The organism is Phytobacter sp. SCO41 (assembly GCF_003073275.1).
In the GTDB taxonomy this organism is placed as follows: Bacteria; Pseudomonadota; Gammaproteobacteria; order Enterobacterales; family Enterobacteriaceae; genus Phytobacter; species Phytobacter diazotrophicus.
In genome coordinates this window covers 5,064,508-5,088,270 of record NZ_CP027225.1, presented here as the reverse complement: position 1 = coordinate 5,088,270, position 23,763 = coordinate 5,064,508, and the positions used below count along the sequence as shown (strand labels likewise).

At 52.3% G+C, this 23,763-nt stretch carries 28 protein-coding genes; 15 read left to right on the top strand and 13 right to left on the bottom strand.

All coding sequences use genetic code 11. The features are described from left to right. The first annotated feature begins 10 nt into the window (after positions 1-10). Genes ulaB through C5523_RS24710 form a run of 5 tightly spaced genes read left to right on the top strand, consistent with a single transcriptional unit; the run spans position 11 to position 3,007 of the window. Entirely contained in the window at positions 11-316 is a 306-nt protein-coding gene (ulaB, locus tag C5523_RS24730) for a PTS ascorbate transporter subunit IIB (RefSeq protein WP_039077792.1), read from the top strand. Between the two features lie 9 nt (positions 317-325). Then, positions 326-793, top strand: coding sequence for a PTS ascorbate transporter subunit IIA (gene ulaC, locus C5523_RS24725; RefSeq protein WP_079497699.1), 468 nt, complete (start codon positions 326-328; stop codon positions 791-793). 13 nt (positions 794-806) lie between these two features. Next, positions 807-1,460 (top strand): 3-keto-L-gulonate-6-phosphate decarboxylase UlaD, encoded by a 654-nt coding sequence (ulaD, locus tag C5523_RS24720; protein ID WP_107223536.1) that lies wholly within the window; start codon positions 807-809, stop codon positions 1,458-1,460. A 9-nt stretch (positions 1,461-1,469) separates the two neighbouring features. Then, complete coding sequence (locus C5523_RS24715) at positions 1,470-2,324, top strand: L-ribulose-5-phosphate 3-epimerase (RefSeq protein ID WP_079497700.1); 855 nt, start codon at positions 1,470-1,472, stop codon at positions 2,322-2,324. Further along, positions 2,324-3,007 (top strand): L-ribulose-5-phosphate 4-epimerase, encoded by a 684-nt coding sequence (locus tag C5523_RS24710; protein WP_108702167.1) that lies wholly within the window; start codon positions 2,324-2,326, stop codon positions 3,005-3,007. The genes C5523_RS24715 and C5523_RS24710 overlap by 1 nt, the downstream gene beginning before the upstream one ends. A 132-nt stretch (positions 3,008-3,139) precedes the next feature. Here the strand turns inward: C5523_RS24710 and C5523_RS24705 are convergent, their stop codons facing one another. Beyond that, positions 3,140-4,333, bottom strand: a complete 1,194-nt coding sequence (locus C5523_RS24705; RefSeq protein WP_108702166.1) for an MFS transporter — start codon at positions 4,331-4,333, stop codon at positions 3,140-3,142. A 161-nt stretch (positions 4,334-4,494) separates the two neighbouring features. Next, the gene (gene yjfY, locus C5523_RS24700) at positions 4,495-4,767 is read right to left on the bottom strand and encodes a DUF1471 family protein YjfY (protein WP_039077825.1); all 273 of its coding nucleotides are present in this window, start codon (positions 4,765-4,767) and stop codon (positions 4,495-4,497) included. 344 nt (positions 4,768-5,111) lie between these two features. Here yjfY and rpsF point away from each other — a divergent pair, with 344 nt between their 5' ends. From rpsF to C5523_RS24675, 5 genes are all read left to right on the top strand, one after another. After that, complete coding sequence (gene rpsF, locus C5523_RS24695) at positions 5,112-5,507, top strand: 30S ribosomal protein S6 (protein WP_006686337.1); 396 nt, start codon at positions 5,112-5,114, stop codon at positions 5,505-5,507. Positions 5,508-5,513: 6 nt separating this feature from the next. After that, complete coding sequence (gene priB / locus C5523_RS24690; RefSeq protein WP_039077787.1) at positions 5,514-5,828, top strand: primosomal replication protein N; 315 nt, start codon at positions 5,514-5,516, stop codon at positions 5,826-5,828. A gap of 4 nt (positions 5,829-5,832) precedes the next feature. After that, positions 5,833-6,060: a 30S ribosomal protein S18 gene (gene rpsR, locus C5523_RS24685; protein WP_000135199.1), complete on the top strand. Its 228-nt coding sequence runs from the start codon at positions 5,833-5,835 to the stop codon at positions 6,058-6,060. A gap of 41 nt (positions 6,061-6,101) precedes the next feature. Continuing rightward, entirely contained in the window at positions 6,102-6,551 is a 450-nt protein-coding gene (gene rplI / locus C5523_RS24680; protein WP_039077786.1) for a 50S ribosomal protein L9, read from the top strand. 183 nt (positions 6,552-6,734) lie between these two features. Further along, positions 6,735-7,673: a DMT family transporter gene (locus tag C5523_RS24675; protein ID WP_108702165.1), complete on the top strand. Its 939-nt coding sequence runs from the start codon at positions 6,735-6,737 to the stop codon at positions 7,671-7,673. Between the two features lie 41 nt (positions 7,674-7,714). On the opposite strand, the gene C5523_RS24670 is transcribed toward C5523_RS24675, so the two are convergent. Further along, positions 7,715-8,374: a LysM-like peptidoglycan-binding domain-containing protein gene (locus tag C5523_RS24670; protein ID WP_108702164.1), complete on the bottom strand. Its 660-nt coding sequence runs from the start codon at positions 8,372-8,374 to the stop codon at positions 7,715-7,717. A gap of 233 nt (positions 8,375-8,607) precedes the next feature. On the opposite strand from C5523_RS24670, the gene fklB reads away from it, so the two are divergent. Further along, a complete protein-coding gene (gene fklB, locus C5523_RS24665; protein ID WP_039077783.1) occupies positions 8,608-9,228 on the top strand; it encodes an FKBP-type peptidyl-prolyl cis-trans isomerase in 621 nt (206 codons plus the stop codon). A 297-nt stretch (positions 9,229-9,525) separates the two neighbouring features. After that, entirely contained in the window at positions 9,526-10,935 is a 1,410-nt protein-coding gene (gene cycA, locus C5523_RS24660) for a D-serine/D-alanine/glycine transporter (RefSeq protein ID WP_079497704.1), read from the top strand. Positions 10,936-11,029: 94 nt separating this feature from the next. Here the strand turns inward: cycA and ytfE are convergent, their stop codons facing one another. The 4 genes from ytfE to C5523_RS24640 all read right to left on the bottom strand — a co-directional run bounded on the left by ytfE (position 11,030) and on the right by C5523_RS24640 (position 14,585). Continuing rightward, positions 11,030-11,692 carry an iron-sulfur cluster repair protein YtfE gene (gene ytfE / locus C5523_RS24655; protein ID WP_071193486.1) on the bottom strand — a complete coding sequence of 221 codons (663 nt, stop codon included), beginning with the start codon at positions 11,690-11,692 and terminating at the stop codon, positions 11,030-11,032. A gap of 94 nt (positions 11,693-11,786) precedes the next feature. Further along, the gene (locus C5523_RS24650; protein WP_108702163.1) at positions 11,787-12,755 is read right to left on the bottom strand and encodes a DMT family transporter; all 969 of its coding nucleotides are present in this window, start codon (positions 12,753-12,755) and stop codon (positions 11,787-11,789) included. Positions 12,756-12,830: 75 nt separating this feature from the next. Further along, complete coding sequence (locus tag C5523_RS24645) at positions 12,831-13,655, bottom strand: AraC family transcriptional regulator (protein ID WP_071193488.1); 825 nt, start codon at positions 13,653-13,655, stop codon at positions 12,831-12,833. Between the two features lie 81 nt (positions 13,656-13,736). Next, positions 13,737-14,585: an SDR family oxidoreductase gene (locus C5523_RS24640; protein WP_108702162.1), complete on the bottom strand. Its 849-nt coding sequence runs from the start codon at positions 14,583-14,585 to the stop codon at positions 13,737-13,739. An 84-nt stretch (positions 14,586-14,669) separates the two neighbouring features. Here C5523_RS24640 and C5523_RS24635 point away from each other — a divergent pair, with 84 nt between their 5' ends. Further along, positions 14,670-15,056 carry a helix-turn-helix domain-containing protein gene (locus C5523_RS24635; protein WP_039077777.1) on the top strand — a complete coding sequence of 129 codons (387 nt, stop codon included), beginning with the start codon at positions 14,670-14,672 and terminating at the stop codon, positions 15,054-15,056. Positions 15,057-15,115: 59 nt separating this feature from the next. Here C5523_RS24635 and C5523_RS24630 read toward each other — a convergent pair whose 3' ends face one another. After that, positions 15,116-17,059: a bifunctional 2',3'-cyclic-nucleotide 2'-phosphodiesterase/3'-nucleotidase gene (locus tag C5523_RS24630; protein WP_071193490.1), complete on the bottom strand. Its 1,944-nt coding sequence runs from the start codon at positions 17,057-17,059 to the stop codon at positions 15,116-15,118. Between the two features lie 315 nt (positions 17,060-17,374). On the opposite strand from C5523_RS24630, the gene cysQ reads away from it, so the two are divergent. After that, entirely contained in the window at positions 17,375-18,115 is a 741-nt protein-coding gene (cysQ, locus tag C5523_RS24625) for a 3'(2'),5'-bisphosphate nucleotidase CysQ (RefSeq protein WP_108702161.1), read from the top strand. On the opposite strand, the gene C5523_RS24620 is transcribed toward cysQ, so the two are convergent. Next, positions 18,109-18,669, bottom strand: a complete 561-nt coding sequence (locus C5523_RS24620) for a YtfJ family protein (protein ID WP_039077774.1) — start codon at positions 18,667-18,669, stop codon at positions 18,109-18,111. The two genes, cysQ and C5523_RS24620, sit on opposite strands and share 7 nt — an antisense overlap. 326 nt (positions 18,670-18,995) lie before the next feature. Here C5523_RS24620 and C5523_RS24615 point away from each other — a divergent pair, with 326 nt between their 5' ends. Beyond that, positions 18,996-19,202 carry a DUF1107 domain-containing protein gene (locus C5523_RS24615; protein ID WP_039077773.1) on the top strand — a complete coding sequence of 69 codons (207 nt, stop codon included), beginning with the start codon at positions 18,996-18,998 and terminating at the stop codon, positions 19,200-19,202. Positions 19,203-19,355: 153 nt separating this feature from the next. On the opposite strand, the gene C5523_RS24610 is transcribed toward C5523_RS24615, so the two are convergent. The 4 genes from C5523_RS24610 to msrA all read right to left on the bottom strand — a co-directional run bounded on the left by C5523_RS24610 (position 19,356) and on the right by msrA (position 23,557). Continuing rightward, the gene (locus tag C5523_RS24610) at positions 19,356-20,690 is read right to left on the bottom strand and encodes a hemolysin family protein (protein ID WP_039077772.1); all 1,335 of its coding nucleotides are present in this window, start codon (positions 20,688-20,690) and stop codon (positions 19,356-19,358) included. Between the two features lie 415 nt (positions 20,691-21,105). Beyond that, positions 21,106-21,579, bottom strand: coding sequence for a hypothetical protein (locus C5523_RS24605; RefSeq protein WP_039077771.1), 474 nt, complete (start codon positions 21,577-21,579; stop codon positions 21,106-21,108). Between the two features lie 356 nt (positions 21,580-21,935). After that, complete coding sequence (locus C5523_RS24600; RefSeq protein ID WP_071193491.1) at positions 21,936-22,526, bottom strand: hypothetical protein; 591 nt, start codon at positions 22,524-22,526, stop codon at positions 21,936-21,938. A 389-nt stretch (positions 22,527-22,915) separates the two neighbouring features. Next, a complete protein-coding gene (gene msrA, locus C5523_RS24595; RefSeq protein WP_039077769.1) occupies positions 22,916-23,557 on the bottom strand; it encodes a peptide-methionine (S)-S-oxide reductase MsrA in 642 nt (213 codons plus the stop codon). Positions 23,558-23,763 lie beyond the last annotated feature (206 nt).

Genomic DNA, 23,763 nt, shown 5'->3' with positions numbered 1-23,763 from the left:
GAGTTTGATTATGACCGTACGTATTCTGGCTGTGTGTGGTTGTGGGCAAGGTAGTTCCATGATCATGAAAATGAAAGTTGACCAGTTTTTGACGCAACAAAAGGTCGACCATACGGTGAACAGCTGCGCGGTGGGGGAATACAAAAGTGAACTGAGCGGGGCGGACATCATCATTGCTTCTACCCATGTCGCCAGTGAAATCGAAGTCTCCGGTAATAAATACGTGGTCGGGGTACGCAATATGCTCTCTGCCGCTGATTTTGGTCCGAAGCTAATGGAAGTCATCAACGCCCATTTTGCACAGGATGTGAAATAAGGACTCACTATGAAATTACGTGACTCGCTGGCGGAGAACAATGCGATTCGCTTGCAGGCAGAGGCCAGTACGTGGCAGGAGGCGGTGAAGCTTGGCGTGGATCTGCTGGTAGGGGCTGAGGTTGTTGAACCGCGTTACTACCAGGCCATTCTGGACGGTGTGGAACGGTTTGGACCGTACTTCGTGATTGCCCCAGGGCTTGCCATGCCCCATGGCCGCCCGGAAGAAGGGGTGAAGAAAAATGGCTTTGCGCTGGTGACCCTCAAAACACCGCTGGTTTTTAATCACGAGGACAACGACCCGGTCGACATCCTTATCACTCTGGCGGCAGTGGATGCGCGTACGCATCAGGAAGACGGCATCATGCAAATCGTCAACCTGTTTGAAGATGAAGCGAATTTTGACCGTTTACGCGCCTGTCGCACGGCGCAGCAGGTACTGGATTTAATTGATAGCGCCACGGCGGCGTCTGTATAAGGAGCAAAAAAACATGTCTGATTTACCGATGTTGCAGGTAGCCCTGGATAACCAGACGCTGTCACACGCTTATGCAACCACCCGCTTAATTGCCGAAGAGGTGGACATTATTGAGGTTGGGACCATTTTATGTGTTGGCGAGGGCGTTCGGGCTGTTCGCGATCTTAAGGCGCTGTATCCTCACAAAATCGTACTGGCCGACGCCAAAATTGCCGATGCCGGGAAAATCCTTTCAAGAATGTGCTTTGAAGCCAATGCCGACTGGGTGACCGTGATCTGTTGCGCCGATATTAACACCGCGAAAGGTGCGCTGGATGTGGCGAAAGAGTTTAACGGCGACGTGCAGATTGAACTGACCGGCTACTGGACGTGGCAACAGGCGCAGCAGTGGCGCGATGCAGGCATTCAACAAGTCGTTTATCACCGCAGCCGTGATGCGCAGGCGGCAGGGGTCGCATGGGGTGAGGCGGATATCAGCGCGGTGAAAAAACTGGCCGAAATGGGCTTTAAGGTGACGGTTACCGGCGGACTGGCGCTGGAAGATTTGCCGCTGTTCAAGGGCATTCCCATTCACGTCTTTATTGCCGGGCGCAGTATCCGCGACGCCGCAGATCCGGTTGAAGCGGCGCGCCAGTTCAAGCGCTCAATTGCTCAGTTGTGGGGCTAAGGAGCGGGTATGTTGTCAAAACAGATCCCGCTGGGTATCTACGAAAAAGCACTCCCTGCCGGGGAGTGCTGGCTGGAACGGTTGCGACTGGCGAAAACGCTGGGTTTCGATTTTGTCGAAATGTCGGTAGATGAAACCGATGCCCGTCTGGCCCGTCTCGACTGGAACCCTGAGCAGCGTCTGGCACTGGTAGCTGCGATAGCGGAAACAGGCGTTCGCGTTCCTTCAATGTGTCTGAGCGCGCACCGGCGTTTTCCGCTGGGCAGCGAAGATGACGCGGTACGTAACCAGGGGCTGGAGATCATGCGCAAGGCTATCCGGTTTGCGCAGGATACCGGTATCCGGGTGATTCAACTCGCTGGTTATGACGTTTACTACCAGCAGGCGAATGATGAGACGCGCCGCCGCTTTCGCGACGGACTCAAAGAGAGCGTGGAAATGGCCAGCCGCGCACAGGTAACCCTGGCGATGGAAATTATGGATTACCCGCTGATGAATTCGATCAGCAAAGCGCTGGGGTACGCGCACTACCTTAATAACCCATGGTTTCAGCTCTACCCGGATATCGGCAATCTTTCAGCCTGGGATAACGACGTGCAGATGGAACTGCTGGCGGGCGTCGGCCATATCGTGGCGGTTCATGTCAAAGATACGCGCCCCGGCGTTTTTAAAAACGTCCCCTTTGGCACCGGCGTAGTGGATTTTGAACGCTGTTTCGCCACGCTCAAAGAGAGCGGCTACTGTGGTCCGTACTTGATCGAGATGTGGAGCGAGACGGCAGAAGATCCGGCGGCAGAGGTGCTAAAAGCGCGCGACTGGGTGAAAGCGCGTATGGCAAACGCGGGTTTGGTGGAGGCGGCATAATGCAAGAGCTTAAACAGCAAGTGTTTGACGCCAATATGGATTTGCCGCGCTATGGATTAGTGACCTTTACCTGGGGAAATGTCAGCGCTATTGATCGTGAACGCGGGCTGGTGGTGATTAAACCCAGCGGTATTGCCTACGAGAACATGAAACCAGATGACATGGTCGTGGTGGATTTACAGGGCACCGGGGTGGAAGGGCAGTGGCGCCCGTCTTCCGATACCGCAACACACCTTGAGTTGTACCGACGCTACCCTCAGCTTGGCGGTGTTGTGCATACCCATTCCACGCATGCCACAGCCTGGGCTCAGGCGGGGCTGGCCATTCCTGCGCTTGGCACCACCCATGCAGATTATTTCTTTGGCGATATTCCCTGTACCCGGGCGCTCTCTGAAGAGGAGGTACGGGAAGAGTATGAACTCAACACTGGTAAGGTGATTGTCGAGACGCTGGGCAACAATAACCCATTGCATACGCCGGGAATGGTGGTCTACCAACACGGTCCGTTTGCATGGGGGAAAAATGCCGCTGACGCCGTTCATAATGCGGTAGTCATGGAAGAGGTTGCCCGGATGGCGTGGATTGCCCGAGGTATCAATCCGTCGTTAAAACCGATTGATGATTATCTGATGAATAAACACTTTATGCGTAAGCACGGCCCAAATGCCTATTACGGGCAGTGACCGGTAGCCCGGCCAGGCGCAGCGCCGCAGGAGTTTCCCCGGCATCTGCTATGCTTCGTCCGGACTACCAGAAAATTATGCTCCGGAATGTGTACGCCTTCGGGATGTTACTGGTCTGATTCCGGAGCCTTTTTATGCCTGTCGATAGGCTGATGGTATGCAGCGCATCCCTGCTAGCGTAATCAGGCAGATCATGGCACCGGCATAAAATGTTGATGCTGCACCCAGGCTTTCCCACAAGACACCGGCCCCGGCGCTGGCCAACAGCAGGGCGATACCGCTCATGAGGTTAAACATGCCAAACGCGGTGCCGCGCAGTTCTGCTGGCGCGGTATGGGCGATCATCGCCGCCAGCAGGCCCTGGGTCATTCCCATATGGATACCCCACAGGGCAACGCCAAGCAGCAACGTGCTCCAGTGGTGGCTTAACGCCAGTACCAGATCGGCGGCAATCAGCACCAGCAGGCCTGCCTGCAGCATTTTGCTGTGGCTCATGCCGTCAGACAGTTTACCAAAGGGGTAGGCCGTCAGGCCGTACACCAGGTTCATTGCGACCATTACCAGCGGAATGGCGAACAGTGGAATCTCCATCTGCTGTGCGCGTAGTACCAGAAAGGCTTCACTAAAACGGGCGAGGGTAAAGACGCTGCCCAGTCCAACGACCCACCAGTAAGCGCTACTGAGTTTTTTCAGGTTCTCACGGGTGAGCGGGTTGGTGCGCTTGTTGGTAATGGGCGTTTTGGGTTCATCAAGCCCGAAATAGAGCAGAGCGATAGCCAGTGTGCCTGGGATCACAGCCACCCAGAAGATGGACTGGAAATCATTGTCCCACAGAAACATCAGCGCCACGGCCAGCAGCGGACCAAGGAAAGCACCGATTGTGTCCAGCGACTGGCGCAGGCCAAATGCGGCACCGCGAATGTCGGGGGGCGTCACATCGGCAACCAGCGCGTCGCGAGGTGCCCCACGGATCCCCTTGCCAACGCGGTCAATCATTCGCGCACCGAATACCAGGCCGGAGGAGGAAGCCAGGGCAAACAGCGGTTTGCTAAGCGCACCCATGCCATATCCCAGCAGGGCCAGTCCTTTGCGTTTACCCAGATAGTCGCTGAGTACGCCGGAAAACACTTTAATGATAAGCGCAGTTGCCTCTGCCATCCCTTCAATCAGGCCAATGACAATGACGCTGGCACCTAATGTGGTCGCCATAAAGAGAGGTAACAGGCTGTGGATCATCTCGGACGAGACATCCATTAACAGACTTACGCCGCCGAGCACCCAAACGCCTCGCGGGATACGACCCAGGGTTGCAAAACGCACAAACACGATATTGCTCCGGATAATCAGGTTATTAAGATGCTATTACATTAGCGGCCTGCGCTTTTGATAAGCATACTGTACAAATAATTATCATTTAATGATGTGCAAAAAAAAGCCCTCATGGAAGAGGGCGATTAATAATGGCAAGGGTAACTGGTCTGTGTGTACTAGCGATAAATGTCAGCGCTGGCGTGAATAAGGCCATTGCTGCCCGGCTCCCGAAGTAAGACCGGGTGATAATATTTCGCACCCTTCGCGTCAGTTTCGACTTTGAGTGCTTGATCCGCTTCGCTTTCAGTGGCGATGTTATGATTAATGTAAATAACGCCTAAGCTCTGCACATCATCCATGTTTTTGGCTTGCCGCCCGTCAATTTTGATGGCTGCTGCCGCATTGGCGCTAAGGAGTAGCGCTGTGAGTAAGATTGCGATGTTTTTCATAATATTGTGCTCCATTACTGCTTATGTTGTGACCTTCAGAACATCTTTCCTCCCGTGTCATTGGGGTGTATTTAAAGTCTACGCTTTCCCGCCAAAACGTATCGCGACCATTTCTGATGCTGTCGTTCAAAAAATTGCCGTATCCGTTTTGTCTAATTTTAATCCCACTCTGTGAAGCGGCTTTGCGCTTAGTGCGAATTATTTGTGCAATCAGCTTGAGTTTGGGGGGCGAGATAAGTATTATGACGCGTCAATTTTTCAGCCGCCCTTTAATCACGTTCCTTGCCTCCATGGGCCGCGGCTGACCCAGACAGGAGGCTGAATAATCCGTAAGGAGCAATTCGATGCGTCATTACGAAATCGTTTTTATGGTCCATCCTGACCAGAGCGAACAGGTTCCGGGCATGATCGAACGTTACACTGGTGCAATCACTGCAGCAGAAGGTACGATCCACCGTCTGGAAGACTGGGGCCGCCGTCAGCTGGCTTACCCGATCAACAAACTGCACAAAGCACACTACGTTCTGCTGAACGTTGAAGCTCCGCAGGAAGTTATCGATGAGCTGGAAACAAACTTCCGCTTCAACGATGCCGTTATCCGTAGCATGGTAATGCGTACTAAACACGCTGTTACCGAAGCATCTCCGATGGTTAAAGCGAAAGACGAGCGCCGTGAGCGTCGCGATGATTTCGCAAACGAAACCGCAGATGATGCAGATGCTGGGGATTCTGAAGAGTAATTTCTGATGACCAACCGTCTGGTGTTGTCCGGCACCGTGTGCAGGACCCCCCTTCGAAAGGTCAGCCCATCAGGAATTCCTCACTGCCAGTTCGTGCTTGAGCACCGTTCTGTGCAGGAGGAAGCCGGGTTTCACCGGCAGGCGTGGTGCCAAATGCCCGTTATCATTAGCGGACACGAAAACCAGGCCATTACTCACAGTATAACGGTCGGTAGCGCAGTAACCGTTCAGGGGTTCATCTCTTGCCACAAGGCAAAGAACGGTCTGACTAAAATGGTTCTGCATGCCGAGCAGATTGAATTGATAGATTCTGGAGACTAGCCATATGGCACGTTATTTCCGTCGTCGCAAGTTCTGCCGTTTCACCGCGGAAGGCGTTCAAGAGATCGACTATAAAGATATCGCTACGCTGAAAAACTACATCACCGAAAGCGGTAAGATTGTCCCAAGCCGTATCACCGGTACTCGTGCAAAATACCAGCGTCAGCTGGCTCGCGCTATCAAACGCGCTCGCTACCTGTCTCTGCTGCCGTACACTGATCGTCATCAGTAATCGGGCACGGTCCATTAATACGACTTTAAGAGGATAAGGTAATGCAAGTTATTCTGCTTGATAAAGTAGCAAACCTGGGCAGCCTGGGTGATCAGGTAAACGTTAAAGCGGGCTACGCTCGTAACTTCCTGGTTCCACAGGGTAAAGCTGTTCCGGCTACCAAGAAAAACGTTGAGTTTTTCGAAGCTCGTCGCGCTGAACTGGAAGCCAAACTGGCTGACGTTCTGGCGGCTGCTAACGCTCGCGCTGAAGCAATCAACGCACTGGGCACTGTAACCATCGCTTCCAAATCTGGCGACGAAGGTAAACTGTTCGGTTCCATCGGTACCCGCGACATCGCTGACGCTGTAACTGCAGCTGGCGTTGAAGTGGCTAAGAGCGAAGTTCGTCTGCCGAACGGCGTTCTGCGTACCACTGGTGAGCACGAAGTGGACTTCCAGGTTCACAGCGAAGTATTCGCTAAACTGATCGTTAACGTTGTTGCTGAGTAATTAGCTTCTGACGTTGCGTAAAAACGCCGGCCTTGTGCCGGCGTTTTGCTTTTTATCCCTCTGGTTTTTCCTTTTTATCCCTTCGAGCTCACAACCTGATCTCTGTTTTCGCATATCTGTTTCCATTTCCTGGCTATTCCGCAATAATTAAAAAATAAAACGTTATTTTAAATTGGTGAATGTATGGAAACGATACACCAGCCGCCGCTCTTTGCCCGTAAAAATGCGGCGTATGCAGGAGCAGCATTCTGTTGTTTATTATGGGGAAGTGCCTACCCGGCGATTAAAAGCGGTTATGAGATTTTCCAGATTGATGTGGATGATATCCCTTCGAAAATCGTCTTTGCTGGTTATCGCTTCTTCTTCGCAGGGCTACTGTTATTACTGCTTGCGCTGGCGCAGCGCCGCCCGCTGGCTCGCCTCTCTTTCCATCAGTGTGGCCAACTGGCACTGCTCGGGGTTACGCAAACCTCACTCCAGTACGTCTTCTTCTATATTGGTCTGGCCTTCACCACTGGGGTAAAAGGTTCAATTATGAATGCGACGGGCACCTTCTTTAGTGTGCTGCTGGCCCACTTTATCTACCAGAATGACAAACTGAGCTATAACAAAACCCTTGGCTGCGTACTGGGGTTTGCTGGCGTCATGGTGGTTAACCTCAACAATGGCCTGATGGAGTTCAGCTTTAGCCTGATGGGGGATGGTTTTGTAGTCCTGGCGGCGTTTATCCTCTCGGCATCGACGCTATACGGTAAGCGGATCTCGCAAACGGTCGATCCGTTGGTAATGACGGGTTATCAACTGGGGTTTGGTGGCGTCGTGCTCGCGGTCGGCGGGTATGTTTTTGGCGGCGAGCTTACCGTGCATGGCCCTTCCTCGGTGGCGATTCTTGGCTACCTGACGCTACTCTCCTCGGTTGCGTTTGCGCTGTGGAGCATTCTGCTCAAGTACAATCGGGTGGGGATGATTGCGCCGTTTAACTTCTTAATCCCGGTCTCAGGTGCGTTACTGTCGGCTATTTTTCTGGGCGAGAATATTCTCAAACTCAAATACGCGATTGCGTTGATGCTGGTGTGCTCCGGCATCTGGTGGGTGAACAAGGTCTCCCGAAAAGCCGATTAACTTCTGGCCGGGTAGCGTTATTGCTCACCCGGCCAGGAGGCTTATCGTGCCCGGATAAAACTACCGTCCTGCTGGCGAGTGAACAAGACAGACTGGCCGCTGCCATTTTCAATCGTCAACCCGGTTACTACGCCATTCGCGTTCTGACGAATTTTCACCATCTGGCCGCTTTGCAGGGTGCTGAGCGGTTTGCCTTCGCCTTCTACTTTTGCCATGGCATAGACATCGGTTGGCGGCAAATTGTGGTCACGGAAAACCTGGGCCAGCGTTTTGCCCTGTTCGACACGGTAGGTGCGCCACTGCTGCTCAATACCGCCAGCGGAAGAGGCAGCAGGGGCCGAGTGTTCGGCGACCGGACGCTCCTGCTGTATCGGCTCCTGCACGGCCTGCGGTTCCTCGTTAAAGACAGGAGCAGGTTGCTGGTTTTGCACCGGCTGTGACGTCACCAGCGGTTGTGAAGGCTGCGATTGTGTCTGCGGCTGGGATTGTGACTGAATATTCAGTTGTGCTTCGCGCCCGACAGAGGCGGGAGGCGTCACCGTCTCTTTCGGGGTGGGCAGCAGGAAACCGATAATAACCAACAACGCCGCAAGGATCAGCCCACGACGGTGCATCGGCGGAAGCGGGTCCAGAATGCGAAAATGATCCGGGGCGTGCCAGATTTTCGCCAGGGTAGGTTTCAGTTCAAATCGCCCGGGCATGGCTTTCCTCCTGCTCCGCGTCATTATTTATCCTGTCTCGTTGAGTATAGATGGCTAACTACCTGATTGGCTGTGTGATGCATTGTCTCGTGACATCATAATGAGAATTATCTTACCGGGAGTATTGTTTCTGTTTCTCTGCGATTTGTCATCTTTACTACGACAAAGTTTTACCCGCTGCGGCGTGGCTGTTATGCTGCGCGCTACCTTAAAAAGTGATGAAAGGAAAACCCATGACAACCCCAACGTTTGACACGATCGAAGCGCAGGCCAGCTATGGCATTGGTTTGCAGGTAGGGCAGCAGCTTAGCGACTCCGGCTTACAGGGGCTGTTGCCGGAAGCGCTGGTCGCCGGTATTGCTGACGCGCTGGCAGGTAAACAACCGGCTGTGCCGGTGGACGTTGTTCATCGTGCGCTGCGTGAAATCCACGAACGTGCGGACGCAGTGCGTCGTGCGCGCTTTGAAGAGATGGCGGCAGAAGGCGTGAAATATCTGGACGAAAACCGCGAGAAAGAAGGTGTGAACAGCACGGAGTCTGGTCTGCAGTTCCGCGTTATCACTCAGGGCGAAGGCGCTATCCCGGCGCGTACTGACCGTGTTCGCGTTCACTACACCGGTAAACTGATCGACGGTACCGTGTTCGACAGCTCCGTCGCGCGTGGCGAACCGGCTGAATTCCCGGTAAACGGCGTGATTGGCGGCTGGATCGAAGCGCTGACGCTGATGCCGGTTGGCTCCAAATGGGAACTGACGATTCCGCACGAACTGGCCTACGGCGAGCGTGGCGCGGGCGCGTCCATCCCGCCATTCAGCACCCTGGTATTCGAAGTGGAATTACTGGAAATCCTGTAATCTTCCCGATGTTTTCCTCTCCTCGTCAGGGGAGAGGAAGACGATGTTGCGTGAATCATTCATTAAATGAATTAGTTTCGATACTTTATCTTGCTATGCGCGCATTGCGGTGTATTTTTGTGAACTCCATCCCCTAATTTGAGTGATATGCTGCTCACTTTAAACAAATATTTAACATCTCTTTTAATTCAGAGTATTCATCCTACCAATTCTTACCTAATATCGTTGCGTCCGCGAATGGGCGAAGTATGCAATTAAAGGCCAGAAGAGCCTCAACAACACAGACAGGATATAAACATGGTAGATCAGGCAAAAGTCGCGGCTGACGAAGAGGCTTCGACTGAACAATCGCTACGGCGCAATCTTACAAACCGTCATATTCAGCTAATCGCTATTGGTGGTGCCATCGGTACCGGGCTGTTTATGGGCTCCGGGAAAACCATCAGCCTTGCAGGACCGTCGATCATTTTTGTCTATATGATCATCGGGTTCATGCTGTTTTTCGTCATGCGTGCGATGGGTGAGTTGCTGCTGTCGAACCTTGAGTACAAATCTTTTAGCGACTTCGCCGCCGACCTGCTCGGACCGTGGGCGGGGTATTTTACCGGCTGGACATACTGGTTCTGCTGGGTAGTCACCGGGATGGCCGATGTGGTGGCGATCACCGCTTACGCACAATTCTGGTTCCCTGGATTATCCGACTGGATAGTGGCGTTGACCATTGTCCTGGTGCTGCTGAGCCTGAACCTTGCCACCGTAAAAATGTTCGGCGAGATGGAGTTCTGGTTCGCGATGATCAAAATCGTCGCCATTGTGGCGCTGATTGTTGTTGGTCTGGTGATGGTGCTGACCAGTTTCAAATCGCCGACCGGGGTAGAAGCCTCTGTTGCGCATCTGTGGAATGACGGCGGCTGGTTCCCGAAAGGCATCAGCGGCTTCTTTGCCGGTTTCCAGATCGCGGTCTTTGCCTTTGTGGGGATTGAGCTGGTCGGAACGACAGCGGCAGAAACCAAAGACCCGGAAAAGTCGCTGCCGCGCGCGATTAACTCCATTCCGATCCGCATCATCATGTTCTATGTGTTTGCGTTGATTGTGATTATGTCCGTGACCCCATGGAGTTCCGTGGTGCCGGATAAGAGTCCGTTTGTTGAACTGTTTGTTCTGGTGGGCCTGCCTGCCGCAGCGAGCATTATCAACTTTGTGGTGCTGACGTCTGCTGCGTCTTCCGCGAACAGCGGCGTGTTCTCCACCAGCCGTATGCTGTTCGGCCTGGCACAAGATGGCGTGGCGCCAAAAGCGTTCGGTAAGCTCTCTAAACGTGCGGTACCGGCGAAAGGGTTGACCTTCTCTTGTATCTGCCTGCTGGGCGGTGTAGTGATGCTGTACGTGAACCCAAGTGCGATTGCGGCGTTCACCATGATTACCACCGTTTCGGCCATCCTGTTTATGTTCGTCTGGACGATTATCCTCTGCTCTTACCTCGTCTACCGTAAACAGCGTCCGCAACTGCATGAAGCGTCCATCTACAAAATGCCGCTTGGCAAAGTGATGTGCTGGGTATGCATGGCGTTCTTTGTGTTCGTACTGGTGTTGCTGACGCTCGAAGAGGACACTCGTCAGGCGCTGATCGTCACCCCAATCTGGTTTATTGTGCTGGGCGCGGGCTGGCTGATTGTGGGTAAAAAACGCCTGGCAGGTATGCGCTAGTATTCGTAGACCTGGCATCCGGGAAAATAAAAAAGAGCCGCGCAGGCGGCTCTAAAGACTTCCATGAATCAGGCGCTCTCAGGGGCGCCTTTGCTTATTCTCCAGCGAGGGCACGCGGAAACAGAACGTTGTTTTCCAGACTGATGTGTTCCATCAGGTCGTCGATCAATTCATTGATACCGTTATACATTGCTTTCCAGGTGGTGCAGGCTTCCGGCGGCGGCGTCACGCCATTGGTAATGTGCTTGATCACTTCCAGCAGTTCGCCTGCATCATCATGCTCGCTTTCCATCACACTGATTGGCCCCATCGCCTGGCTGCCCATCCCCTCTTTAATCATCGGGAACAGGATGCGCTCTTCTTTCATCATGTGGCTGGAAAGCTCGTCGTGCAGCATGGTCAGGTATTTGGTTAACCCTTTTGGCACGTTGGGTTTATCGGCATGCACGCGTTCTACTTTGGTCGCCTGCAGGATAAGCTCTGGCAGTTGTTCGCGATGGCGGTCGTGGTAACGCACGATAATGTGATCGATGATTTCGCTCAGGGCGGCGACGCGCCAGTCTTTCTCGATGGGCTGCTCTGCCAGCTTTGCCAGTTCGGTTTCAATGATGCCAACATCCAGTTCTTTGCGGGACGCGGCGCGCTCCAGCGTCTGCTTACCGCCGCAGCAGTAATCCATATCGTATTTACGAAACAGCGCTGACGCACGTGGAATGGATAGCGCCAGTTCACCCAGGGGTTGGTCACGGAAAGCCATAGCAGTTACCTCATCAGAAATTATAACATGCATTTTAAATGCATCTTTTGTTCGATGATATACCCCTTTCGGGGCAGGGTAAACAAGACCACGATTAACCGTGGTCTGAAACTGACTGAACCAGAGGCTTTTCTGGCTTCGCGCGTACGGCCATGACCACGCCGCAAACCAACAGGGCGATACCACAGAGGGTGAGCAACGGCGGCATTTGCTGACGTAGCATGAAGGTATAAAGCAGGCCTGCAAGGGTTTCAAAAACAATCAGTGGCCCGACAATAACCGTGGGTAAACGCTGACTGGCAACATTCCAGCACATAGCGCCGACCCAGGAGCAGAGCACAGCAATCGCGAACATCAAACCGAGAAACACCGCGGGGCGCGGGCCAAAGGGTTGGGCAAAATCAGGCTGTTGCGCACTCAGCCACAGACAGGCAGCAGCATAGCCGAGTAAAGAGACGGGGAGTGTCACCAGTGCTTGCGCGGTTGCCCACATCATCGGGTTCTTGTCCGGGTTTTCCCGCAGCCAGCGGGCGTTACGCAGCGCATACCACGCCCAGCAGGCGACGGAAACCAGCGCAAGGGCAATGCCGGAGCCATAGCGCCACCAGGAGAACGCCGGCAGGCCGCCGTGCAGTTCGGCTATGTTGACGCAGGCCAGTCCCGCCGCAATACAGAGCAGTGCCGGGGCGAGGCTGGTCCAGGCGCGTTTACCGTCACGCTGGCTGTAGAGCAGATTTGCACATATCGGGATAACAACCGGCAGGGTGCCAATGATCATCGTCGAAACCGGTGCCCCGGTGCGCTGAATGGCGCTGGCAAGACAGACGTAATAGATGAGATTGCCCATCATGGTCAGCGCCAGTGCGGTGAGCCAGTCTTTCTGCGTTAACTGCCGTAAACGCTGGCGGCCCAGCCAGGCCAGCGGCAGGGCAATTATCCCCAACGCCAGATAACGACCGGTTGACTGCAATGCCGCCGGGTAATCCGGCACAATTAACGGCCCAACAAAAATAAGCCCCCACAACATCCCCGCGAGCAGGGCATACAACACACCACTAATCATACTTCCACCTGACGTTTCTGTTTGCCGTCACAGTGTAGGAAAGGAGGGGAACGGAATATTGTATGAGATTGCGCATTAGCGCCGGGCGACCTGCTTCTGGTAGCGCACGGGGGTGATGCCGTAACGACGCGTAAAGGCGCGGGTGAGGTGTGACTGGTCAGTCAGCCCGGTGGCTGCGGCGACTTCGGCGGCGGGCATCCCGTGGGTCAGGAAATCTTTCGCCCGCCACAGACGAATCGCCATCAGCATTTGATGGGGTGTCACATGAAAATGGGCTTTGAACTGACGCTGAAAATGGTACGGGCTCAACGAGACCACCTGCGCCAGCTCATCCAGCGTCAGGGGGTGCATAAAATTATCATGCAGATAGTCACGGACCCGCTCAAAACGATGAGCGCCTTCCTGACTGACCGGCGCGTGACGTGCAAGCGGTGTGAAGGTGTCGATCAGGTCCAGCAGCATCCCTTTTTGCGCCAGCGAATCCTCGGTGTGCCACAGGCCATGAATCAGGCGGCAAATCTTGACTGTGCGCAGGGGATCGTGGCGAGTAGCATCGCTAAACCACCAGTGGCGGATACCGGTCACCTCTTCCAGCAACGCGGGGTCAAGGTAGATCATGCGATAGCGCCAGCCATCCGCGGTCTCAGCCTCACCGGTATGCAGTTCGTCGGGGTTCATGGTGACAACGGAATTGGCAGGCGCAACGTACTGCGTACCGCGATAACGAAAGCGTTCGGCACCCGCTTCGATTGCGCCAATACCAAAGGCTTCGTGGGTGTGGGGTTCGAAGGCATAACGCGAGATATGCGCATGATACAACTCCACCCCTGGCAATTGCGCCAGGTGGCGAAAACGCGCGCTGTCTCTCTCGTCAAAGAATTGTTCCGGTACGCCTTCCACTTTTCGCCTCCGCTCAGGTCATCTTCTCATTATTAAGGATGACCCGGCGGCGTGCTACAAAAATTAACCAGCCTGTAACAGTTACAGGATGCCTTTGACGCTTTCCGCGAGCGGGGTGGTCGGGCGACCAATCAGCTTGCTCAGGGTATGGCTGTCATCGAACAGACCTCCTTTCGAGGCACCGATATCCGAGTCAGCCAGCAGGTTAGCGAACACGTCTGGCAGACCAACACCCTTTAACGCACCCGCAAAATCGGCTTCGCTCAGGTTCTGATACACCACCGGTTTACCGCTCTGTTTGCTCAGTTCAGCCGCCAGTTCGCTGAGTGTCCAGGCGCTGTCACCGGCCAGTTCGTAGACTTTCCCGGCATGGCCCTCTGTGCTGATAACGCGTGCGGCGGCAGCGGCGTAATCTGCGCGGGTGGCCGAGGCGATTTTGCCGTCTCCCGCAGCGCCGATGAAGACGCCATGAGCCAGAGCCGCCGGGGCGCTGGCCAGGTAATTTTCGGTATACCAGCCATTACGCAGCAGGGCGTAAGGGATGCCGGAATCGGTCAACATTTTTTCGGTTTCAACGTGCTCAACATGCAGACCGAGCGGAGATTTATCCGCATGCAACAGGCTGGTATAGGCGATAAATTTCACGCCCGCCGCTTTGGCTGCATTGATCACGTTACGATGCTGAGCGGCGCGCTGGCCCACTTCGCTGGAGGAGACCAGCAACAGTTTTTCCACGCCCGACAGTGCCGCCGTTAGCGCTGCCTGGTCGCCGTAGTCGGCCTGGCGAATGACGACACCTTTCTGAGCCAGTGCGTCAGCTTTTGCCGGGTTACGTACAATCGCGACGAGCTCACTCGCTTTGACGGTTTTCAGTAATTCTTCAACAGCCAGTGCGCCCAGTTGGCCTGTAGCGCCGGTAATTGCGATCATGATGATTCCTCTTCGTGTTTGTCTTGTGTTGTGGCACACTATCACCTTAACTAACTTTTAGTAAGTACGTACAAAAAGGTAAGTATGGAAGGCATAAATCCCACCCTGAGCGAGCGGATGCGCGACGGTAATCTGTTTGCTGAGGAGTGCCCCTCCCGTGAGGTGCTTAAACACGTGACCAGCCGCTGGGGCGTATTGATTCTGGTGGCGCTGCGCCACGGCACCCACCGTTTCAGCGATTTACGCCGCAAAATGGGCGGTGTCAGCGAAAAGATGCTGGCGCAATCGCTGCAGGCGCTGGAAATGGACGGTTTTATTAACCGCATTTCGTATCCGGTGGTGCCGCCGCATGTGGAGTATAGCCTGACGCCGCTGGGTGAGCAGGTGAGCGAGAAAGTGGCCGCGCTGGCCGACTGGATTGAGCTAAATTTGCCTCAGGTGCTGGCGACGCGAGACGACCGCGCCGCCTGAGTGAACCCGGATGGCGGCGTGAACGCCTTGTCCGGGCTACAGTTGCGGGATAAACGAGCTTACTTACTTAAATCCACCTGATAGAGCGCAAAGCCAATCTCGTCCGTACCGACCTTCTTCATCGGGTACTGCGCTTTCTCTTTGATAAACGCAGCCGCCTTCTCAGAAGGTGAGGTTTCGAAACGGATATCCAGCGCCGTATTACTGTGAATCGGCGCCAGGCGCCAGTTGTTATCCGCTGCCGGGTGGATTTCTCCCGCTTTTGCCGATTCGTCGGTTATCCATTTTGCCAGCACCGCGCGGTTTTCATCCGGCGAGGCAAAGGCGATATGGCTGTCACCCGTTCCCGCAAACTTACCGCCATAGGCGCGGTAGTTATTGGTTGCCACCAGGAACACCTGGTTGGGATCGATCGGTTTGCCGTTAAAGGTCAGATCTTTAATACGCTCAGCTTGCGGGTTGATGCTCTGGCACTCGCCGTCATAACGCGCAGGCTGCGTCACATCAATCTGGTATTTCACCCCATCAATCACATCGAAGTTATAGGTACGGAAGGTCTCCCAGTTGATGAGTGACTGAGGCTTCGTGCTGTTGATATCGATCTGATTAAACTGCCCGGCGGAGCACTCCAGCCACTCTTTCACCTCTTTGCCCGTCGCTTTCACGACCACCAGTGTGTTGGGGTAAAGATACAGATCGGCGGCGTTACGGAAGGTGAGCTGCCCTTTTTCGACCTCGACAAAACTGGCCGGATCGTTTTTACGTCCGCCTGCTTTGAACGGGGCGGCGGCAGATAAGACCGGCAGGTTCGCCAGATCCGGATCGCCCTGAATAAAGTGCTTCACATAAGCGGTCTGGGCGTTGTTGACGACCTGGACGGTTGGGTCATCCTGTACAAGGGAGAGGAAGCTGTACATGTTGTCGGCGGATTTACCGATAGGCTTGCCGACGAACTGACGGGTGGCATCGTGGTCGTGTTTCAGGATTTCCACCAGTTTGCTGTCTTCTGCGGCCAACGATTTTTTGGCGGCGGCATCATAAATCGGGCGCGCTTCGGCTTTTGACGAAGCGACCTGCCACTTCCCGGCATCGTTATTCAATACCAGATCCACCACGCCGAGGTGGTCGCCCCACATTCCTGGCATCACTGACGGCACGCCATTTAAGGTTCCTTTGGCGATATCCGCTCCTTTAATGGCGGCGAAATCTTTTGACGGGAAGACCGCATGGGCATGGCCAAACAGAATAGCGTCAACGCCGGGGACTTCGCTTAAGTAGTAGACGGAGTTTTCCGCCATCGCCTGATAAGGTTCAGAAGAGAGGCCGGAGTGGGCAACCAGTACCACCAGGTCGGCCCCTTTTTCGCGCATCTCTGGCACATATTTCTTCGCCGTTTCGGTGATGTCATTAACCGTGACTTTGCCGCTCAGGTTGGCTTTATCCCACACCATGATTTGTGGTGGGACAAAGCCGATATAGCCAATCTTCAGAGTATGCGTTTTACCATCGGTATCGGTAACGGCGGTCTCTTTAATGAGATACGGGGTAAACAGCGGCTTTTGGGTTTTGACATCGATAATATTGGCATTCACGTAGGGGAATTTTGCCCCTTCCAGCGCCCGGTGCAGATAATCCAGGCCATAGTTGAATTCGTGATTGCCGAGGTTGCCCACGGCGTAGTCCAACGTATTCAGCGCCTTATAGACAGGGTGGATGTCGCCCTTTTTCAGCCCTTTGGCTGCCATATAATCACCGAGCGGGCTGCCCTGAATTAAGTCGCCGTTGTCCACCAGCACGCTATTTTTGACTTCTTTTCTGGCGGCATTGATCAGGCTGGCGGTACGCACCAGGCCAAATTTTTCTGTCGCCGAATCTTTATAGTAATCAAAGTCCATCATGTTGCTATGCAAATCAGTGGTTTCCATAATCCGGAGATCCACCGTCGCCGCTTGTACGCTGGCTGCTATCAACGTGGCAAGGAGCGTTGCGCTAAACTTAATCATCAGAGGTGTCCTTTTTAGATCTGAGCCACAAAAGAAATGATATGTACATTTTGTTGCTTACAGAATTGTGAATTCTGCCATGAAATTTGCCACATAAATGCAACAACTATCACACCTGGCAGATTCGACCTGAATGCGATATAAGTAAAACAATGAGTTATACCCGTCATACTTCATGTTGCATGAGCGTTGGCAGCGTTCACTCACCCGAATCACTTGCTGAGGTAAGTGCATTGGGATTCACTCACTTGCCGCCTTCCCGCAATGTGAATTATTGAGGGTAAAAACCCCACTGCCATAGATAAGAGGTGGATGATGTTAGAAGCCATTTGTCAGCTCGCGCGAGAAGCGGGCGATGCCATTATGCAGGTCTACGACGGCCATAAGCCGATGGATGTAACCAGCAAATCCGACGATTCCCCCGTAACGGCCGCCGATATTGCCGCGCATGCGGTGATTGCTGGCGGGCTACAGGCACTGACGCCGAATATTCCGGTTCTGTCGGAAGAAGATCCCCCCTCCTGGAGCGTTCGTCAGCACTGGCAGCGTTACTGGCTGGTCGATCCGCTGGACGGCACCAAAGAGTTTATAAAGCGTAACGGTGAGTTCACGGTGAATATCGCCCTGATTGAAAACGGGAAACCGGTACTTGGCGTCGTTTATGCCCCGGTGCTTAAAGTGATGTATTGCGCGGCGGAAGGTAAAGCGTGGAAAGAGGAAAACGGCACGCGGACGCAGATTAAAGTGCGTGACGCGCGTCCGCCGCTGGTGGTGGTAAGCCGTTCCCACGCGGATGACGAACTGAAAGAGTATTTAACTCAGTTGGGCGAACATCAGACGACCGCGATTGGTTCATCGCTGAAATTCTGCCTGGTGGCAGAGGGACAGGCTCAACTGTATCCGCGTTTCGGGCCGACCAGCGTCTGGGATACGGCGGCAGGCCATGCGGTAGCCGTGGCAGCCGGGGCACATGTTCACGACTGGCAGGGAAAAACCCTGGATTACACGCCGCGTGAATCTTTCCTGAACCCCGGCTTTCGGGTGTCGATTTACTGACCGTCGAGTAACTTATGCAGCAGGGCGATGACCTGCTGCACTTCCGCCTGTGTCAGCCCGCCGTCTTTGACATATTGCACCCGTCCGTCTTTATCCAGCACAACGATGGCTGAACTGCCTTCATCCAGTTGCCAGGCCTTTCGCGCTACGCCATCACTGTCGACAATAAACTGTGACCAGGGATAGAGCTTTTTGTTGCTCTCAATACTGCTGCGCACAAACATTGCTGAGCCGGGGATAGCATCATCTGTATTGATGATGGTCGTCGTCTGGTAACGATCGTGAGGTAAATTTGCGGCCTTGATCGCTTCAATCAGCGCGGCATTTTTCTCTTTGGCAGAGGTCCGACCGGCAATATGTTGCACCACTCGCACTTTGCCAGGAAGCTGCGCGCTGTTCCAGTTTTTGTAGCTAAACTTATCGTTATTGAGAATCAATTCCCCTCTGTCAGCGATGCCCACAGGCGGTACTCGTTGGCTGGTTTCAAAATTGTGGGCTTGCGCCAGGAGCGGCAGTAGCAGGCAGGTGGCTGCCAGGATGTTACGTAAGGTCATGGTGTTTCCTTTTATTGTTTGCAGGTGATCCGACCACTTAACTCAACCTTTTAATCATAAGTGCGATCAATGTGCTTTTCCCGCAAACGGGATGCCAGTTTGCGGGTTAACGCACATAACGGCGAAAAAACGACGACTTATACTGCCTGTTCGTAAGCGCTGAAAAGAAAATTCTGAATAACTGTAATCAAAAGGTAAATAAACTTATACATACTAGGTCTCATGTTGTTTCTGAACTATGCTCATTGAGCACCAAAATTTGCGCTCATCACTGTTGGGCCAAGCGTGGCACCGCAAGGGCGTATTACTTAGCAGGAGATACAAAAATGAAAATTTTCCAACGTTACAACCCACTTCAGGTGGCAAAGTACGTGAAAATCCTGTTCCGTGGACGGTTGTACATCAAGGACGTTGGCGCTTTCGAGTTTGATAAAGGCAAGATCCTTATCCCGAAAGTGAAGGACAAACAGCACTTTACTGTGATGTCCGAAGTCAACCGTCAGGTTATGCGTCTGCAAACTGAGATGGCTTAACCAACCCACTACGCTATGCAGTAATCGCAGTACAACAAAAACGGCTCCGTCAGGGAGCCGTTGATGTTTTCAGGGGAGAATCTCCGCTGAATGGCAGGCAAGAAAAAAGGCGGAAATTACGCCGCCTTTTATGCAGGTGATTTGCCGTCGCGATTACTCGCTTTTCTCTTCAGCATCCGGCAACTTTGGCGTTAACACCGTGGCCTTGTTATCAATCCGCGTGACCAGCAACTGGTCGATACGGTAGTTATCAATGTCCACGACTTCGAACTTATAGCCGGAGTACTTCACCGAGTCGGTACGTTTCGGGATCTTGCGCAGCATGAACATCATAAAGCCGCCAATGGTCTCGTAATTGCCGGACTGAGGGAACTCGTCGATATCCAGCACCCGCATCACGTCATCAATCGGCGTGCCGCCGTCAATCAGCCATGAGTTTTCATCACGCGCGACGATTTGTTCTTCCAGCCCCTGACCGACCAGGTCGCCCATCAGCGTGGTCATTACGTCGTTGAGGGTGATAATCCCCACCACCAACGCATACTCGTTCATGATGACCGCAAAGTCTTCGCCTGCCGTTTTAAAGCTTTCCAGCGCTTCGGAGAGCGTTAACGTATCCGGCACAATAAGCGTGTTGCGGATTTGCACACCGCTGCTCAGCACCAGGCTTTGGTTGGCCAGTACGCGAATAAGCAGGTCTTTTGAGTCGACGTAACCAACGATATGGTCAATGTCTTCATTACATACGAGGAACTTGGAGTGCGGGTTTTCAGCGACTTTTCGTTTTAAGCTTTGCTCATCTTCATGCAGATCAAACCACACCACGTTTTCGCGCGATGTCATTGACGATGGTACCGTGCGCGATTCCAGCTCAAACACATTCTCAATCAGCTCATGCTCTTGCTTACGCAGCACCCCGGCCAGCGCGCCAGCCTCGAAGATGGCATAGACATCATCAGACGTGATGTCATCTTTACGCACCATTGGCAGCTTGAAGATGCGGAAAATAATGTTAGCCATGCCGTTAAAAAACCACACCAGCGGGCGGAAGAGAAACAGGCAGAAGCGCATCGGGTTGATAATGCGCAAAGCCACAACTTCAGGCGCGATCATACCGATGCGTTTCGGGGTCAGGTCGGCGAACAGGATAAACATCCCCGTTACCAGCGAGAACGAAATAATAAAGCTCAGACGGTCTGCCAGCTCTGGCGACACCACTGTGACTAAGATGCTGTAGAACGCGGGGGAGAAAGCGGCATCACCCACGATACCACCCAGGATGGCAACGGCATTCAGGCCAATTTGCACCACGGTAAAAAAGGTGCCGGGGTTTTCCTGCATTTTTAAAATGCGTTGCGCATTGACGTTGCCATCATCGGCAAGCAGTTTCAGTTTTATTTTTCTGGAAGCGGCAAGCGAAATCTCAGATAGCGAGAAGAATGCACTTACGACTATCAGACAGAGTATGACTAAGATGCTGTTTAACATAATTTATCCAGCTATAAGCGGGATCCTCGGAGGGAAGTTGAAAAATCCTTGTGGTAAACACATTGAAAGCGAGTCCGAAGCGGTGGACCTACAATTTCGACGGCTAGTATAGCGTAAGCGTGTTACAGCCTGCCAGCAGTGTAAGCAGTTTGTTACATGTAGATGGGAGCTTTTCTCATTTGTGAGTTCGTTTCTTGCTCGAATGGCGCAATGCGTAGTCGTTTTTCAGGTGTAGCCTTTATCCACAGGGGTGAGCAATGCGTCAATGAAAGAGCAAAAGGAGTAATAAGAGGGTTTTTATATATTCCCGTGGCACGTTATTACTTCCTTTTACTCGCGCTAAGGTTTTGCCTTTAATTTCTATTTTGTGGATGTGACCTTTTCGTTATTACGCTCGTGTTCTCTTTCGTAACGATTAAAGCAACCACTCCAGTTTCTTTAAGGGTACTGAGCGATACATGTAGCCCTGAACCGCCCAGATGCCGCAATCCTGTAGTACTGAAAATTCCCACGTACTTTGTACGCCGTCGATAATGACGCGATCCGAATATGATTTTCGGATGTTCTTAATCAGTTCAGGGAAAGTGGGTTTCTGCACCTGTTTATGGTAGAAGTCTCGATTAATCACCACGGCCTGGCGGACGTTTTCCCGCCATAGCCCAAATAACGCAGGATCTTCCTGTTTCATTAATGTCAGGTGTGGAAACTGTGCTGCAGTATCTGTAAGATTCCTGGGGTTGTTAACATAAAACAAAAGCCCATTTTCGACAGAGAAGTCAGAACAATACTTCAGGTGATGGCTGTGCGGGGGATGATCGCTACAGTCCATTGAAAATCCAACAATTGTGCCATTCAGGCTGTGAATGGGTATTACGCTAACCCGGTCCATATCCTTTCCTTGTTAATGCCTAGATATATCTAATATTGATCGCTAAAAGTTATTAATCAATCATTTATTGATCGATAATTAATATCAATATATATACCTATCAAAGGGTATTTCTTTGATAGTTAGCGCATTTGTACATTGCCACTTGTGCAAAGAACGTTGTTAAGCAGTGATGCTTCTGGCACTGACTTCACTATGAAGGCGGTTTTTTTATGGCCGTAAGACGTCCTTCCTTACCTGAGGATATGCTGGAGTTTTTCACTGTTTATGTGTGAAAAAATAAATCAAAATATCAATTCATATTCATTTCGTAATAAATGACACTGTAAATGGGCAGGGCGTTTCGCAACAAAGGGTTACATTAACTGATGCACCTTACTGAACGGTATTGGCGCATAAAGTCCGCAACAGGCCCAAATGCCCGCCTCTTCAAGTGCCCGACGGTTAATATTATTGTCTGTTTTTATAATAACTTTTTCGCAATAACGCTTTAAATTTTGGATAAGATACGGAAACGTATTTTTGTTTAACTCGTTGTTCGTAAAGGTTTCATCCAAAACGATTGCCTCACAGTACTGCGTAAAGGGTGCGTTTTCATTCCCCACATGACTCAGCCAGATACCATTTTTACTTTTTGCTAAATCCTGTATGGCTGTTTCAAATGTTTGGTTGATTTGTAATTTTACAAAAGGGAGTCGAGCCAGTGTTGCCTGTAATACTAAGTCGAACGTTAATAGCATTGCGATCTCTTCATCGGTGATGGAGACCAGACAGAACAAATCACGCTTTTTAAAAAAATCGGCTTTATTGCCGATGGCATTCATTAAATCAAAAAGATAAGTTCTTTTTTTTTCCAGGCTGTTCAGAACAAGCGTTTTTCTTGGGTAGATCTTAACGCCCAGTAGTTGACCGTGTGGAGTGGTTATCCTTTCTGCTAAGTAAGGCATATAAACTCTCCCTCCAGGTGGTATTCACATCGCTTTCTCAAAAACACGCTTACAACGCGTGTAACACATACTAAGAGCATATTGCGACAGGTGATGTCACTCTTAAATGGAAATTTATCTGAAATACGCTTATGAAAAAGAACGTTATATATGACAGATTTTACTTAAGTTAAAAAATGAAGACGTTAAAAAAACTTCTCAATAAAATGAACAGGATACACATATCTCGTAATACAGTTCAGGCATGCGAAATTAAACCAGTAATGACGAGAAAATAGCGTGGTCGGTGGAGAAAGAATAGCGAAAAGTTAAAGCGAGAATTTCCAGGGTGAGCGGGTCAGGTGCAACGTGAAAACCGGTTCAGGAAGCTGAACCGGTAATAAGAAATATCAGGCCAGTTGCGGCGGCAGGCAAACGCCAATGCCACCAATGCCGCAATATCCATAGGGGTTTTTATGCAGATACTGCTGATGATCGTCTTCGGCATAGTAAAACGGCGGTGCGTTAACAATTTCCGTCGTAATAGTTCGATCATCATTCGCGGCCCGCATTGCCGCCTGAAAGCGTTCGAGGCTGGCGTGGGCGGCGGCGCTCTGCTCGGGCGTCAGCGGATAAATGGCGGAGCGGTATTGTGTGCCGTGGTCATTGCCCTGACGCATCCCCTGGGCCGGATCGTGGTTTTCCCAGAACACGTGCAGAAGCTGCTCATAACTGATCACCGACGGGTCATACACTACGCGAACCGCTTCGGCATGGCCCGTCTGTCCGGTACACACTTCGCGGTAGGTTGGGTTCGGCGTATAACCGCCCATGTAACCTGCCGCCGTGCTGTAGACACCGGGCAGTTGCCAGAACAGACGTTCGACACCCCAGAAGCAACCCATTGCGAAATAAGCGGTCTCCATCCCTTCCGGTACGTTTGTCATGGAGTGCTCGTTAACAGCATGTAGCGTGGCAACGGGCATTGGCGTGTTACGTCCGGGTAACGCATCCGATTGAGTAACAAGGTTTTTCTTATCAAACAGACTCATGGTGAGGCCTCCCATAAGCGCAAATTGCGGTTAAGGTTGTAACGAAGCGTCTCTTTTAACACAATAAACGCGGTAAATCAGACTAGATTTAAACATAAGAAATATTTGGGGTGTCGTCCGTTTTTCAATCCACATATTGGATTTTTTACAAGCCGCGGAGCGGTATTGACGTTTCCTTCCAGGGGTGGGAACAAGGGATATTCAGG

Excerpts from the sequence above, each read along its gene's own strand:
- C5523_RS24675 (WP_108702165.1), top strand. The coding sequence starts at position 6,735 with ATGGAAACGATACACCAGCCGCCGCTCTTTGCCCGTAAAAATGCGGCG.
- C5523_RS24640 (WP_108702162.1), bottom strand. The coding sequence starts at position 14,585 with ATGATCGCAATTACCGGCGCTACAGGCCAACTGGGCGCACTGGCTGTT.
- C5523_RS24710 (WP_108702167.1), top strand. The coding sequence starts at position 2,324 with ATGCAAGAGCTTAAACAGCAAGTGTTTGACGCCAATATGGATTTGCCG.
- ytfE (WP_071193486.1), bottom strand. The coding sequence starts at position 11,692 with ATGGCTTTCCGTGACCAACCCCTGGGTGAACTGGCGCTATCCATTCCA.
- rplI (WP_039077786.1), top strand. The coding sequence starts at position 6,102 with ATGCAAGTTATTCTGCTTGATAAAGTAGCAAACCTGGGCAGCCTGGGT.
- cycA (WP_079497704.1), top strand. The coding sequence starts at position 9,526 with ATGGTAGATCAGGCAAAAGTCGCGGCTGACGAAGAGGCTTCGACTGAA.
- ulaB (WP_039077792.1), top strand. The coding sequence starts at position 11 with ATGACCGTACGTATTCTGGCTGTGTGTGGTTGTGGGCAAGGTAGTTCC.
- yjfY (WP_039077825.1), bottom strand. The coding sequence starts at position 4,767 with ATGAAAAACATCGCAATCTTACTCACAGCGCTACTCCTTAGCGCCAAT.
- C5523_RS24715 (WP_079497700.1), top strand. The coding sequence starts at position 1,470 with ATGTTGTCAAAACAGATCCCGCTGGGTATCTACGAAAAAGCACTCCCT.
- C5523_RS24635 (WP_039077777.1), top strand. The coding sequence starts at position 14,670 with ATGGAAGGCATAAATCCCACCCTGAGCGAGCGGATGCGCGACGGTAAT.
- ulaD (WP_107223536.1), top strand. The coding sequence starts at position 807 with ATGTCTGATTTACCGATGTTGCAGGTAGCCCTGGATAACCAGACGCTG.
- fklB (WP_039077783.1), top strand. The coding sequence starts at position 8,608 with ATGACAACCCCAACGTTTGACACGATCGAAGCGCAGGCCAGCTATGGC.
- rpsR (WP_000135199.1), top strand. The coding sequence starts at position 5,833 with ATGGCACGTTATTTCCGTCGTCGCAAGTTCTGCCGTTTCACCGCGGAA.
- msrA (WP_039077769.1), bottom strand. The coding sequence starts at position 23,557 with ATGAGTCTGTTTGATAAGAAAAACCTTGTTACTCAATCGGATGCGTTA.
- rpsF (WP_006686337.1), top strand. The coding sequence starts at position 5,112 with ATGCGTCATTACGAAATCGTTTTTATGGTCCATCCTGACCAGAGCGAA.
- C5523_RS24605 (WP_039077771.1), bottom strand. The coding sequence starts at position 21,579 with ATGGACCGGGTTAGCGTAATACCCATTCACAGCCTGAATGGCACAATT.
- ulaC (WP_079497699.1), top strand. The coding sequence starts at position 326 with ATGAAATTACGTGACTCGCTGGCGGAGAACAATGCGATTCGCTTGCAG.
- priB (WP_039077787.1), top strand. The coding sequence starts at position 5,514 with ATGACCAACCGTCTGGTGTTGTCCGGCACCGTGTGCAGGACCCCCCTT.
- cysQ (WP_108702161.1), top strand. The coding sequence starts at position 17,375 with ATGTTAGAAGCCATTTGTCAGCTCGCGCGAGAAGCGGGCGATGCCATT.
- C5523_RS24630 (WP_071193490.1), bottom strand. The coding sequence starts at position 17,059 with ATGATTAAGTTTAGCGCAACGCTCCTTGCCACGTTGATAGCAGCCAGC.
- C5523_RS24615 (WP_039077773.1), top strand. The coding sequence starts at position 18,996 with ATGAAAATTTTCCAACGTTACAACCCACTTCAGGTGGCAAAGTACGTG.
- C5523_RS24610 (WP_039077772.1), bottom strand. The coding sequence starts at position 20,690 with ATGTTAAACAGCATCTTAGTCATACTCTGTCTGATAGTCGTAAGTGCA.
- C5523_RS24650 (WP_108702163.1), bottom strand. The coding sequence starts at position 12,755 with ATGATTAGTGGTGTGTTGTATGCCCTGCTCGCGGGGATGTTGTGGGGG.
- C5523_RS24620 (WP_039077774.1), bottom strand. The coding sequence starts at position 18,669 with ATGACCTTACGTAACATCCTGGCAGCCACCTGCCTGCTACTGCCGCTC.
- C5523_RS24670 (WP_108702164.1), bottom strand. The coding sequence starts at position 8,374 with ATGCCCGGGCGATTTGAACTGAAACCTACCCTGGCGAAAATCTGGCAC.
- C5523_RS24600 (WP_071193491.1), bottom strand. The coding sequence starts at position 22,526 with ATGCCTTACTTAGCAGAAAGGATAACCACTCCACACGGTCAACTACTG.